Origin of the sequence: Pseudoalteromonas sp. McH1-7 (assembly GCF_013366255.1) — a bacterium.
In the GTDB taxonomy this organism is placed as follows: Bacteria; Pseudomonadota; Gammaproteobacteria; order Enterobacterales; family Alteromonadaceae; genus Pseudoalteromonas; species Pseudoalteromonas peptidolytica.
Genome location: NZ_JABWPQ010000035.1, coordinates 37,450 through 51,168 on the forward strand (window position 1 = coordinate 37,450; position 13,719 = coordinate 51,168).

Annotated in this window: 10 protein-coding genes; 2 read left to right on the top strand and 8 right to left on the bottom strand. The window is 42.6% G+C overall.

Going from position 1 to position 13,719, the window contains the following annotated elements:
• Positions 1-233: 233 nt before the first annotated feature.
• The 7 genes from fba to HUZ36_RS20180 form a co-directional block, all read right to left on the bottom strand.
• Positions 234-1,298, bottom strand: a complete 1,065-nt coding sequence (gene fba, locus HUZ36_RS20150; RefSeq protein ID WP_125253333.1) for a class II fructose-bisphosphate aldolase — start codon at positions 1,296-1,298, stop codon at positions 234-236.
• Positions 1,299-1,496: 198 nt separating this feature from the next.
• Entirely contained in the window at positions 1,497-2,675 is a 1,179-nt protein-coding gene (locus tag HUZ36_RS20155) for a phosphoglycerate kinase (protein WP_176033806.1), read from the bottom strand.
• A 131-nt stretch (positions 2,676-2,806) separates the two neighbouring features.
• Positions 2,807-3,817 carry an erythrose-4-phosphate dehydrogenase gene (epd, locus tag HUZ36_RS20160; protein ID WP_147390514.1) on the bottom strand — a complete coding sequence of 337 codons (1,011 nt, stop codon included), beginning with the start codon at positions 3,815-3,817 and terminating at the stop codon, positions 2,807-2,809.
• 170 nt (positions 3,818-3,987) lie between these two features.
• Entirely contained in the window at positions 3,988-4,605 is a 618-nt protein-coding gene (locus tag HUZ36_RS20165) for a 3'-5' exonuclease (RefSeq protein ID WP_128729653.1), read from the bottom strand.
• 3 nt (positions 4,606-4,608) lie between these two features.
• On the bottom strand, positions 4,609-6,447 hold the full coding sequence (locus tag HUZ36_RS20170) for a DUF294 nucleotidyltransferase-like domain-containing protein (RefSeq protein ID WP_176033807.1): 1,839 nt from the start codon (positions 6,445-6,447) through the stop codon (positions 4,609-4,611).
• A gap of 88 nt (positions 6,448-6,535) precedes the next feature.
• Positions 6,536-8,260, bottom strand: a complete 1,725-nt coding sequence (locus tag HUZ36_RS20175) for a sodium:solute symporter family protein (protein ID WP_176033808.1) — start codon at positions 8,258-8,260, stop codon at positions 6,536-6,538.
• Positions 8,261-8,271: 11 nt separating this feature from the next.
• Complete coding sequence (locus tag HUZ36_RS20180) at positions 8,272-8,535, bottom strand: DUF4212 domain-containing protein (protein ID WP_125253339.1); 264 nt, start codon at positions 8,533-8,535, stop codon at positions 8,272-8,274.
• 410 nt (positions 8,536-8,945) lie between these two features.
• Here HUZ36_RS20180 and HUZ36_RS20185 point away from each other — a divergent pair, with 410 nt between their 5' ends.
• Positions 8,946-12,371 (top strand): PAS domain-containing hybrid sensor histidine kinase/response regulator, encoded by a 3,426-nt coding sequence (locus HUZ36_RS20185; RefSeq protein ID WP_176033809.1) that lies wholly within the window; start codon positions 8,946-8,948, stop codon positions 12,369-12,371.
• A 116-nt stretch (positions 12,372-12,487) separates the two neighbouring features.
• On the top strand, positions 12,488-13,318 hold the full coding sequence (purU, locus tag HUZ36_RS20190) for a formyltetrahydrofolate deformylase (protein WP_176033810.1): 831 nt from the start codon (positions 12,488-12,490) through the stop codon (positions 13,316-13,318).
• Between the two features lie 127 nt (positions 13,319-13,445).
• On the opposite strand, the gene HUZ36_RS21640 is transcribed toward purU, so the two are convergent.
• Positions 13,446-13,719, bottom strand: a 274-nt coding sequence (locus HUZ36_RS21640; RefSeq protein ID WP_217704722.1) for a hypothetical protein, incomplete at its 5' end; no start/stop codon positions are given.

Consider the following 13,719-nt stretch of genomic DNA (forward strand, 5'->3'; position numbering starts at 1 on the left):
GTGTGTTATGCTAGAGACTGGTTAGTTAGTAAAGATCTGATCCCAACTTAACCCGATCTACAGAAAATTTCCTCACTTAATATCACAAAAAGTAAACAGACTGAATTAAGTTACCTATTATAAAAAGTGTACAAGATCGCTTTTTTGATCAAAAAAAGCCCCTAACTCTAGGGGCTTTTAGATTACTTTGACAGCGAAGCTCTAGCCTAAGCGGAGCTATTCTCGTACTGTGATCACTTTACTTTTGGATCTAATTCACCTGTTAAATATTTCAGGTGCATATCATCAAGTGAAATTGGCTTAATCTTCGCTGCTTGACCTGCCGTACCGAACGCTTCATAACGAGCAACACAGATCTCAGTCATCGCTTTGGTCGCCTCGGCTAAGAATTTGCGTGGATCAAAATTGCTAGGGTTCTGTGCTAAGTGGCGACGAATTGCACCAGTTGATGCAAGACGCAGATCTGTGTCTATGTTGACCTTGCGAACACCATACTTAATCCCTTCTACAATCTGCTCTACCGGCACACCGTAAGTCTCAGGAATTTCACCGCCAAACTCATTAATAACAGCCAACCAGTCTTGTGGCACAGATGAAGAGCCGTGCATTACTAGGTGTGTATCAGGAATACGTGCATGGATTTCTTTGATGCGGTTGATCGCTAAAATATCACCCGTTGGTGGACGAGTAAATTTATAAGCACCATGTGATGTACCACATGCGATAGCAAGCGCATCTACATTGGTTTTCTTGACAAAGTCTGCCGCTTCTTCTGGATCAGTAAGTAGCTGATCTTCTGTTAATTTACCTTCTGCACCGATGCCATCCTCTTCACCTGCTTCACCAGTTTCAAGTGAGCCTAGTACACCTAGCTCTCCCTCTACTGACACACCACAAGCATGAGCCATTTCAACTGTACGGCGTGTTACATCGACATTGTACTCATAGCTCGACGGTGTTTTACCATCTTCTAGCAATGAACCATCCATCATCACTGATGAAAAACCAAGTTGAATTGAGCGTTGACATACCGCAGGCGAAGTACCGTGATCTTGGTGCATTACAACTGGAATATGAGGCCATTCTTCAACCGCTGCTAAAATCATGTGGCGGATAAACGGTGCACCAGCATATTTACGCGCACCAGCAGAACCTTGTACGATAACCGGACTGTTAGTCTTGTCCGCAGCTTCCATGATCGCACGCATTTGCTCTTGGTTATTCACGTTAAATGCAGGAACGCCATAACCATGCTCAGCTGCATGATCGAGAAGTTGACGCATACTGATTAAAGCCATATTGCTTTTCTCCAATTGTTGATAGCCACCGCTATCGGTTTGAACGGATAATATATATACACCAGCCGTGCTGGTGTGATTAACCCTCATCGAGGTTAACCTGACGCCATTGAGCGTCGCCAAGCAATCATCAAATAAGTGAGAGAGTGATGATTGCTAGGTAGTAAAAGAGGCAGCGCGAAGCTGCCTCAATCAATTTTAGTCTTTAGCTCGCTGTTCAAGCATAGCAACTGCTGGTAGGGTTTTACCTTCAAGAAATTCAAGGAAAGCACCACCACCTGTTGAGATATAAGAGATATCTTGCTCAACACCATATTTGTCAATCGCGGCCAACGTATCACCGCCACCAGCAATTGAAAATGCTGACGATTTAGCAATTGCATTGGCAATTGCTTCAGTGCCATTGCCAAATTGATCAAATTCGAACACGCCCACAGGACCATTCCATACAACAGTGCCAGCGCTTGCAATGATTTCAGCGAGCTGCGTTGCGGTGTCAGGACCTATATCGAAGATCATGTCTTCGTCTGAAACTTCGCTCGCATCCTTAATAGTTGCAACCGCAGATTCTGAAAACTCATTACCTACAACCACATCAGTCGGAACTGGAATATCACCATCATTTGCTCTCGCAGCGGCGACAAGTTTATTCGCTTCTGGTATCAAATCAGCTTCGTACAATGACTTACCAACGGGGTTACCTGCTGCTGCAATAAAAGTATTGGCAATACCGCCACCGGTAACGAGTTGGTCAACAACTTTAGATAGCGAATCTAGTACGGTGAGTTTTGTTGATACCTTTGAGCCACCAACAATAGCAACTAAAGGACGAGCTGGATTATCTAGCGCTTTACCAAGCGCTTCAAGCTCGGCGGCAAGCAATGGACCTGCACAAGCCACTTCAGCATAGAGGCCTACACCATGTGTCGACGCTTGAGCACGATGTGCAGTACCAAAGGCATCCATTACATAAACATCACACAGGGCAGCTAACTTCTTTGCAAGGGTTTCATCATCTTTCTTTTCACCCACGTTAAAGCGTACGTTTTCAAATACGATTACTTCATTGTCGCTGACGTCAACCCCGTCAAGATAGTCCGTCACCAAACGTACTTCTTGAGACAGAGCATCATTAAGATAGTCCACTACAGGCTGCATAGAGTATTGCGCATCGAACTCACCCTCAGTTGGACGACCAAGATGAGACATAACCATTACTTTGGCACCTTTTTCAAGTGCTAGTTTGATAGTTGGTAATGCTGCACGAATACGTGCATCTGACGCAACTTTGCCATCTTTAATTGGCACATTTAGGTCTTCGCGGATCAATACACGCTTGCCGTTTAAATCTAAATCCGCCATCTTAATGACTGACATTGGACATCTCCTTTAAGAACGATACTTTTATTGTCTACAAGGCGACTGAGGTTACTCTAATCACCTAAATTTGAATTTTTGTTTTAATTTTATGCAGCAGCTTTGATTATAACAGCGTATTTCTAAAATTATTAGCTTCTCATCATCTCGCCAGCCGTGTCTAACATGCGGTTAGCAAAGCCCCACTCGTTATCACACCATACTAATAATTTAACCAAGCGTTTATGGCTTACACGGGTCTGGGTGCCATCGATAATGCAAGAATGTGCATCATGATTAAAGTCGACTGATACAAGTGGCTCTTCGGTATAGCTTAATATCCCCTCTAACCGGCCACTGGCAGCGTCCTGCAAGACTGAGTTTACGGCATCAATAGTCGCATCTTGGTTAAGGGTTACACTTAAGTCCATTGCGGTCACATTGATGGTAGGTACACGTACAGCGATTGCTTCAAAGCGGCCTTGAAATTGCGGTAAAATTCGCTCAATACCACGAGCTAGTTTGGTATCAACAGGAATGATGGATTGACTTGCCGCGCGTGTGCGGCGTAAATCACTATGATAAGCATCAATCACTTGCTGGTCGTGCATCGAAGCATGAATGGTGGTGATCGCACCTGACTCAATCCCAAAGTTATCGTCTAACACTTTTATCACAGGGACAATACAGTTTGTTGTGCAAGAACCGTTTGACACTATCGTATGTTGAGGGGTCAGTACGTCTTCATTAATCCCAAAGATAACGGTCGCGTCAACATCTGCATCCGCCGGATGTGAAAAGAGCACTTTTTTTGCACCAGCTTGAATATGCGCTAGTGCATGTTGGCGAGAGTGATACACACCAGTGCAATCTAATACTACATCAACATCGAGTGCACGCCACGGTAGGTGGCTAGGATCTGGTTCAGAGAATAGCTGGATCTTATCGCCTGCCACTTCTAAGAAAGACTCTGTCAAGGAAACGGGAAAACCAAAACGCCCGTGTGACGTATCATATTTAAGTAGATGTGCAATCCCTTGCGGATCCGCGAGTTCATTGATGGCTACAATTTTTATTTGTTGATCACGACCGGATTCGTAGAGCGCCCTGACGATATTACGCCCTATTCTCCCAAAGCCGTTTATTGCAAGCTTGATTGTCATTAAATTGAAAATCCATTAAGTCGCAAGTACGAAAGCTACCCTTCGTTTTGATGGCGCTATTGTAATCGACCTAGGATAAATGTGTAAGAGGCTTAATCAATTTTTTCCTTCTCAAAAAGAACCCAAGGCGTTCATAAAGCATTATTTTAGGAACCAGCGAATTTACCTATTCAAGTTAAATCCGCTATTTTGCATTTGCCACCGAGGCATATCGCTTGAGATTGTGCGAGTAGTAGCTCCGCTGTGGCAAGTGCATCTCCCAAGGCATCGTGAAGTTGATGTAGTGGTAGCCCATAGCGCATTCGACAAGCATTGAGTGTTAATGCGTCTTGCGCTAACGGATACCCCTGCTTTAACACCCGGCGTTTATCAATTTGCATTGTATCTAGCATCAAAGCCGGTTTGACATTCAAATTAAACTGCTGAAAAGCGGTTTTCAAAAAAGCCCAATCCATTTGCACATTGTGACCAACTAAAACGTTGCCATGAATCGCTTGTTGTAGTGCGAGCAACAGTGTTTTTAACGAATACCCAGATGCCAGCTGTGCGCTATCTATACCATGATATACAGGGCTTTGCTCAAGTGATTGCACTTCTTTATTAAGGTAATGCTGAGCGTCTTTCACTTCGATCCGCATATTTTTAATGGGTAGCCAACCCGCTGATACAATTTCATGCTGTTTTGGATCCAACCCAGTAAGCTCCAGATCCAGCACCACCAACTCAGCTTGTGAAAATAATAAATGCTTGTAACGCCATTTGGCGAGAGAACGAGAAAGCCACTCCATCGCTTATAAGCTTCCTCTTGCAAATTTAAACGCACTGGCCTGTTGAGCTTGTTTTACTAGATAGAATGCTTCTTTGAGCTGATGCTTTTCAAGCGAAGACAAGCTTTCAGGGTTAATACAATTTCCAGGCAACCCCTCGCGGTTGATTTGAGTTTTCAGTCTCAGTTGAGTTAAAAAACGCCAGCAATCCTTCAAATTATTAATATCTGATTTGGCTAATAGCGCACCTTTATTCAGTGCCTCAAGCCGCTCTAAAGTATTGGCTCTGGCCACCCCAGCTTTTAAAGCATAGAGGCGTACAACATCATTGATAATTGCTACTCCCCGCTTTTTCAAATCAAGGTATTTATGTTTACCCTTATCTTTTTCCAACTTAAATTGCTGAAAAATACCAATAGGTACTGAGTTCGCATTAATGTCTGTTGCCATTGCCGCATAAAAAAGCTCATTTTTGCTAATGTTAGCCAAAGATTGACTTAGTGCGGCATATAGGTCGCTCGCTCCATCAATAAAGCGCATATCAAAGTAAATTTTACAATTAAGCATTGCTTTGGGTGTCGGTGATAAGATCCAGCGACTAAATCGCTCGCTCCACTGAGCAACCGTACCACGACACTCCGAGTTACTGGCCATGATATTCCCCGGACAAGAGCGGATCCCGCATTCATTAAGCTGCTCACAAACAAAAGCACCAAGCTTTGCAAAATACTCGCGTGCTGATTCATCAATATTATCCGGTAGCAACAAGCCGTTATCTTGATCCGAATGAAGTGTCTGCTCCTCTCTTGCTTGAGAACCAAAACAGATCCAAGCAAAGCGGCATGGTGCCGCACCGTGTTGTTGTTGATATAAATAAATAAGCCTTGAAGTCAGAGCATCAGTAAGACCACTCAGTAACTTCCCTATCAATGAAATGTCTTCAATATGATATGAGAATTGTCGTAATAGATCCGGGATCTCTTGAGCATAGTTCTTGATGCTTAAAAGATTCTGCGCTTTGTAGATCCGCCCGATCAACTGTACTGGATCACTTTTTTGTTGTCTTAATAGATCTGTACTCGTTAGCATGCCTAACGGCTTATATGCTTCATTTAATACAGGTAAATGATGGATGTTGTGTTTTAACATCAAATGTAGCGCTGAAAATACTCGGTTGTTTTCAAAAATATGTTTTGGTTTTTTTGTCATGATCTCTGCAAGTGATGCACAGGGATCTCGGTCCTGCGCTAAGACACGGTTTCGCAGATCTCTATCAGTAACAACCCCCACTAGACGATCATGTTCAGTGATCATGATCGAGGAAACTCGATGCTCACTCATTAACCTTGCCGCATCACGGATACTTGCATCGGGTGTTATCGTCACAGCCTCTTTGGTCATTAACTCTGAGATCTTGCGTTCAGACCAAGTTTCACTTTGTTGCTTATAACGTGATGCCAATAGGCGATTTGCGTGAGCTCTTACAAAATACTGCTCGAAAGGCTTATATTCTCGACGCAAAAAATCAAAATCATGCTCTTTTAAGATGTAAACCAACCCATCCTTCTGCACTTCAATATGGTTTTGAATTGCATCACCAGTCAACAAAGACGGATAACCAAAATAATCTCCTTCACTCATGCGCCCAATGACTTCATCTTTTGCCGAGATAAGATCAATAATACCTGAACGGATCAGGTAAAGGTTAGGCTGGCTGTCTTGCAACCAATCTTGCTGATTTGATTTGCTAAGGTATACGACTTGAATATGTTTGGAAAAATAACTTGCTGCTGACTCTGGTAGCTCAGAGAAAGGGGCTTGCTTGAGTACAAACTGAAAAATATCTTTAATTTCGGCTGTCATATCTCATCATCCTTTTCAACCAAATCACTTCGCTTTACCAAAAACAAAGCTGCCCAGCACTTTGGCTGGGCAGCTAAGCTAGCTTTGCTTAGTGCGCGTGAGCTGCACTTGACCCTTTCGGATTACGGATCCCTTCCACCATTAATTTAACTTCTTCAGGCGTTTCAGCAGTTACTTTCATTACCACTGCGGCCACAATGAAGTTAACCAACATACCAATGATGCCTATCCCTTCAGGAGAGATACCAAATAGCCAATTAGCAGGCGCATTAAGTTCAGGACTAACAAACTTAAAGTAGATGATATAGGCTGCGGTGAAACCTATACCCGTTACCATGCCAGCAATAGCACCTTCTTTGTTCATGCGCTTAGAGAATATACCCATGATGATCGCTGGGAAGAAACTCGCCGCTGCTAAACCGAAGGCAAATGCGACCACTGAGGCAACAAACCCCGGTGGATTAATACCAAAGTACGCTGATATCCCTATCGCCACCATCGCAGCTAAACGCGCAGCCAGCAATTCTTGTTTATCGTTGATATCTGGCTTAATAGTACGTTTTAACAAATCATGTGATACGGATGTTGAAATAACCAGTAGCAGGCCCGCAGTTGTCGATAGTGCTGCCGCGATGCCACCTGCGGCGACCAGTGCAATCACCCATGCAGGTAAGTTCGCAATTTCTGGATTTGCTAAGACCATAATATCACGGTCGATCTTCACCTCGTTTGCACTTGCAGGATCATCAATCTTGCCCGCAGAGTACTGCATTTTTCCATCACCGTTTTTATCGTTGAATACGATTAAGCCAGTTCTTTCCCAGTTTTTCACCCACTGTGGTGCTTCTTCATAAACCGTACCACTGCCATCTTTACCGTTAATTGTGTCTATCATGTTCACACGAGCAAACGATGCAACAGCTGGTGCTGTTGTATATACGATAGCGATAAATACTAAAGTCCAAGCAGCTGAAATGCGAGTATCTTTTACTCTGGGAACGGTAAAAAAGCGAACGATTACATGCGGCAAACCAGCAGTACCTACCATCAATGCAGCTGTGATCGCAAACACATCAATCATGCTTTTGGAGCCCTCTGTATACTGCGCAAATCCAAGCTCGGTACTGAGTCCATCTAACTTGTCGAGTAAATAGGTGCCCGAGCCATCAGCCAGCGTTGCGCCGAAACCGGTTTGTGGTAGCAAATGGCCTGTCATCATCAGTGAGATGAAAATAGCAGGAACCAAATAAGCGAATACGAGTACACAATACTGAGCGACCTGTGTATACGTGATCCCCTTCATACCACCAAGTACAGCATAGAAGAATACAATCACCATACCGATGTAAACACCTGTTTCAATATCGACTTCTAAGAAGCGAGAGAACACCACACCAACACCACGCATTTGACCAGCAATGTAGGTAAAACAGATGAAAATAGCGCAAAGTATCGCAACCACACGTGCAACCTGAGAATAGTAACGGTCACCGATAAAATCCGGTACTGTGAACTTACCAAATTTACGTAAGTATGGCGCTAAACACAGTGCTAGAAGTACATAACCACCAGTCCACCCCATAAGATAGACACCGCCATCGTAGCCCGCGAAGGAAATAATCCCCGCCATTGAAATAAAGGACGCAGCACTCATCCAGTCTGCTGCAGTTGCCATGCCGTTGGCAACAGGAGGTACGCCTCCGCCTGCTACATAAAATTCATTCGTTGAACCAGCTCTTGCCCAGATAGCGATACCGATGTAGAGCGCAAAACTGAGGCCGACGATAATAAAAGTTAAAATTTGAACATCCATCGATTAGCTCCTCACTCGTCCACACCATATTTTTTGTCAAGCGTATTCATTTTAGAAACATAGACAAAGATTAACGCAACAAAAGTATAAATTGCGCCTTGTTGAGAAAACCAAAATCCGAGTTTAAATCCAAAAAAACGAACTTCGTTGAGCACATCAACTAACAGGATGCCAAATCCAAATGAAACGACAAACCAGATAGTGAGTAGCTTAAACATCAAGGCGAGATTTTCTGACCAGTATGCTTTCGCTTGTTCTTCACTTTTAAAAGCCATTTTAAATCTCCTATCACCCGCTCCAACATAGAGCAAGCAGTGTTAATAGACCTTAATGAGAGTAGCAATGGCTTGATAAGTTGAAATTGAGACCTTAGTCGTAACACCAAGATTACGTTTACGTAAACTGCAAAACAAAGGGTGTTATTATTAATAAAAAGTCTTTATAAACAATTAGATATGAATTTAAGAAGTGGCTAATTTTGATGTTTTCTCTGTTTTAATCCTGTAGTAAGACATTAGTCTAATTTGCTGAATAAAGATCTAAAGCCTACTCTGAGCTAGCACATAACATATTGTTTGATATAAATTTATTCATATATGATAAAAATCCAATGTAAACTAGACTATGAGCGGTATTTGTTTGATAAAGTATGGTGATATAAATAATAAGAATCGAACCCAATACTATGACCGTTATTTTACTCTTGGTTGCAGCCATTTACATCGGCGTACTTTTTTGGCTCGCCAATTGGGGAGACAAGACCACACCTCGAGCGCTAAAATTTAGTCATCATCCGTTTGTTTACGCATTTTCGCTTGGGATCTACTGTACTTCGTGGACTTATTATGGCTCAGTTGGCACTGCAGCAACGAGCAGTTGGCACTACTTTCCTATCTTGCTTGGCCCTATTTTATTGTTCATCTTTGGTCATGGCTTTCTACGTAAACTGATCCTAGTCAGTAAAAAACAAAACATCACCACTATTGCGGACTTTATCTCCGCTAGATATGGCAAACGCCAAACAACAGCGGTGATGGTTACCATGATAGCGTTACTTGCAACGATACCGTACATTGCTTTACAGCTAAAGGCATTGAGTAGTAGCTTTTTACTGTTGCAAAGAGACGGGCAGGTATCAGGTACGGCATTGGCATTGGCTGTTACGCTAATTATGGCTATATTTGCTATTTTTTTCGGCACTCGAAAAGTTGATGTCACAGAATACCGTTCAGGCCTAATGTTAGCTGTCGCATTCGAATCTATAGTCAAACTGCTCGCACTTGGTATGGTCGCAGTTCTGGCATGGCAGTCACTTACTCAAGCCCCTAGCTTAACTGCAAACTTAAGTGAGCATTGGCAGTCATTTGACTTTTTCAATTTTAATTTCGTTGGTCAAACCTTGATGGCCGCAGCAGCCATCGTATGCTTGCCAAGACAGTTTCACGTTGTCGTTGTGGATAATCATAATACTTCACATCTAAAGACCGCACGCTGGGCTTTTCCTCTGTACCTATTGTTAATTGCCGCTATGATAATCCCTATTGCAACAGCAGCCATACACCCTCAAATAGGTGCAGGTGCAGCACCCGATAGCTTTGTGCTTGCACTGCCCATTATGTTGGATCACCCAGTTTTAGCGACCTTTGTGTTCATCGGTGGCTTATCTGCTGCGACAGCAATGATTGTCGTCGCAACGCTTACTCTCAGTACGATGCTATCAAATGACGTAATACTACCTTTACTGTTTAAGCGAAAATTCAAAAAGAATATTTTAAATAGCAGCTTCAAAACACAAATACTTTTGGTACGTCGATTTGTTATTGCTGCAATTTTGCTGCTGTCTTATATGTATCAACAATGGTTTGGTCATGGGGAAGCCCTCGCGAATATGGGGTTAGTTGCCTTTTCATTAGTTACTCAATTACTGCCAGCCATCATTGGTGGACTCTACTGGCGCAAAGGCCATGCGTACGGAGTATATGCAGGACTGATAGCGGGTTTCATTTGCTGGATGTTATTTTTGATGTTCCCCATCCTCGAAGCTGGCAACATTCTCGACTATGAGACGCGCCAAACAATTATTACCAGAGGTACACTACTTGCGCTTTTAGCCAATATCAGCTGTTACATCAGTTTTTCTATTGGTGCACAAGAGCGCCTTGTCGACCGCATCCAAGCTGCTGCTTTTGTAAACCCAAAAGATCAAACAAGACTTGCTAAAAGAGTAAATAAGCAAGTTCGTGCCACTGTGTATGATTTCAAAGTATTACTACAAACATTTTTAGGGGTACAACGCAGCCAACAGTTGTTAGGGCATTATGCACAAAATAACATTCTCGAAGATAATGATGCCTATCCTAACCCTGAGTTTATCTCATTTTGTGAACGGGCACTTACTGGTGTATTGGGTGCCTCATCCGCACAAGCACTGATCAGAACGGTATCATCTGGTAGACAAATGGCTTTCGAAGAAGTCGTCAACTTTTTTGATGAAACGACGCAAGCGCTTCAGTTTAACCAAAACCTACTTTTCACCTCGCTAGAAAATTTAAGTCATGGTATTTCTGTCGTCGATAAAGATCTAAAATTAGTCGCATGGAATAAACGCTATAACGAAATGTTTGCCTATCCAGATGGATTTTTAGAAGTGGGACAACCCATTGAGCAAGTGATCCGCTTTAATGCAGAGCGTGGAGAGTGCGGCCCCGGCGAAATTGACAAACATGTAGATAAGCGAGTTCAGCACCTTAAAAATGGTACGCCTCATCACTTTATTCGTCATCGTCGTAATGGCGAGGTATTTGAGATGACAGGCAACCCTCTCCCTGAGGGTGGCTTTGTAACCAGCTTTTCAGATATTACCACTCATATAGCAACACAAAATGCACTTGAAGAAATTAATATGGATCTGGAGAACCGGATTGAAGCTCGCACTCAGGAAATCCGCGCCATCAACCTAGATCTTAAAGCTGAAATCGCGAGTAGGCAAAAAACCGAACAAGCATTGATGGCAGCTAAGAAAGAAGCAGAGCAAGCTAACGAGAGTAAAACCCGATTTTTGGCACTGGCAAGTCATGATATTTTACAGCCTCTCAATGCTGCTCGCTTATATTTAGCTGCAATAGATACCTATAACCTCAACAACAAAGATCAAAGTAACTTCGAAAAGCTAACAGATAGTCTAGACTCCACTGTCCATCTCATGAGCGCTTTACTAGATATCGCAAAATTAGAGCAAGGGGCCATGAAACCCACTCCAAGACACTTTAATATTGATGATATTTTACTGCCACTGGCTAATGAGTATGCCATCATTTCTAAAGAAAAAGGTTTGGTGCTGAAAGTCAGAAGCTCTCATAGTGTAGTGCACAGCGATACAACGTATTTACGCCGTATTATTCAAAATTTAGTGTCTAACGCGGTGAAGTATACAGAAAGCGGTAAAGTGCTAATTGCATGTCGCTGCCGAAAGCATAGTCTCAGACTCGAGGTCTGGGACACAGGCCCGGGTATATCTGAGCATGAACAAAATAAAATTTTTAATGATTTTTATCGTATCCAATCAGGTGATAACAAAGGTGTGGGGCTTGGCCTCGGTGTAGTGAAACGTTTATGTGATCTGTTATCAATTACCATTTCCGTAAACTCAATGGTAAATCACGGTAGTCGATTCAGTATTGATATTCCTTATGGTAATGCCGAGCTGTTACAAACAAAAGAAGACATTAATCAAAAACCGATGAGTAAAACACAGCTCAATATAATTGCTGTAGATGACGACCCAAAAAACCTAGAGGCGATGTCCAGCCTTTTAGATAAATGGTCTTGTCACTACTTGCTCTTTTCCAAAGCTGAAGAAGCCCTCGCATATGCGAAGTCTAATGCAGCACCAGATATTATCTTAATGGATTACCAGCTCAACGATCATCATGATGGTATCTCTTTGATTAAAAACCTACGCGCAATATGGAAAACAACAATACCAGCTATTTTAATCACAGCCGTCAGAGATGAGGAAGTAAAAGTGATAGCAAAGAGTAACCATATTCACTATCTGTCAAAGCCTGTAAAACCTGCAAAGTTAAAAGCACTGCTCAATCACGGTCGTTAGTGAATGAGCCAAGATTGAATACGATAGCAATAGCGGTATTTTTTATTACAAAAGATTTATCTCAAACGTTATTCCAAGTATTCTGAAGGCTCGTTTACACAAATAGGAATGAGGAAATGAGTTTTATACTAACCACTGAGTGTAAGGATGATATAGGGCTGATCGCTAAAATAACTAGCCTATGCCATGAACATGGTTTTAATATTACGCGCAATAATGAATTTGTCGATAAAGAAGGCCAAAGGTTCTTTATGCGAACAGAACTCAGCGGTAGCCCAAGTCGTGATTTTTTAACACAGCTTCAACAAACTCTACCAAAAGGGGCAAAGCTGAACCTCCATGCTCAAGAGCGCACTAAAGTAGTCCTATTAGCTACAAAAGAAGCTCATTGCCTAGGAGGAGTTTTACTAAAACAGTATGAACAGGCATTTAATATCGAAGTACAAGCTGTGATAGCAAACTACGATACTTTAAAACCGCTGGTAAGTAGTTTTGGTATTCCCTTCCATTTAGTTTCTCATGAAGGCTTAAGCAGAGCAGAACACGACGCAGCCATGGCAGATCTGATAGAGCAATATAACCCTGATATAGTTGGTCTAGCTAAATATATGCGCATTCTTACTCCTGAGTTTGTCTCTCGCTTTGATGGTAGAATTATCAACATCCATCACTCGACACTGCCAGCTTTTATTGGCGCAAAGCCATACCATCAAGCGTTTAAACGTGGTGTGAAAATCATTGGCGCAACTGCACACTTCGTCAATGATGAGCTAGATGAAGGACCTATCATTGCACAGAATGTTACACAAGTAAGTCATGCACATAGCGCAGAAGAAATGGCTAAAATTGGTAGAGATATAGAAAAAACGGTGTTCTGCAATGCCTTGCAATTAGCTTGTGAACACAAGCTCTTCATTAATGGAGATAAAACGGTTGTTTTCTCTTAGTGTAGCCAATTGTACGCTCTAGTACTCATAGTAATATTCGCGGGTAAACCTCCTCCTAACAATACAACACTTTGTCGATATTGTGGTGAGCGCGAGTTTACCTCGCGATGTTACAGAGTAGACTGTTTTATTCTTTTTGTTTGGCAAGCCCAACAGCTCGGCGGGTAAACCGCCTCCTACCAGTACAGCACTTTGCTGGTGTTGTGGTGGGAGCGAGTTTACCTCGCGATATTACAGAGTAGACTGTTTTATTCTTTTTGTTTGGCAAACCCAACAGCTCGGCGGGTAAACCGCCTCCTACCAGTGCTGCACTTTGTTGGTGTCGTGGTGGGAGCGAGTTTACCTCGCGAGGTGTTGATTGCTTTGTAATGTGTTGATTGCTTTTCGAGGTGTTGATTATC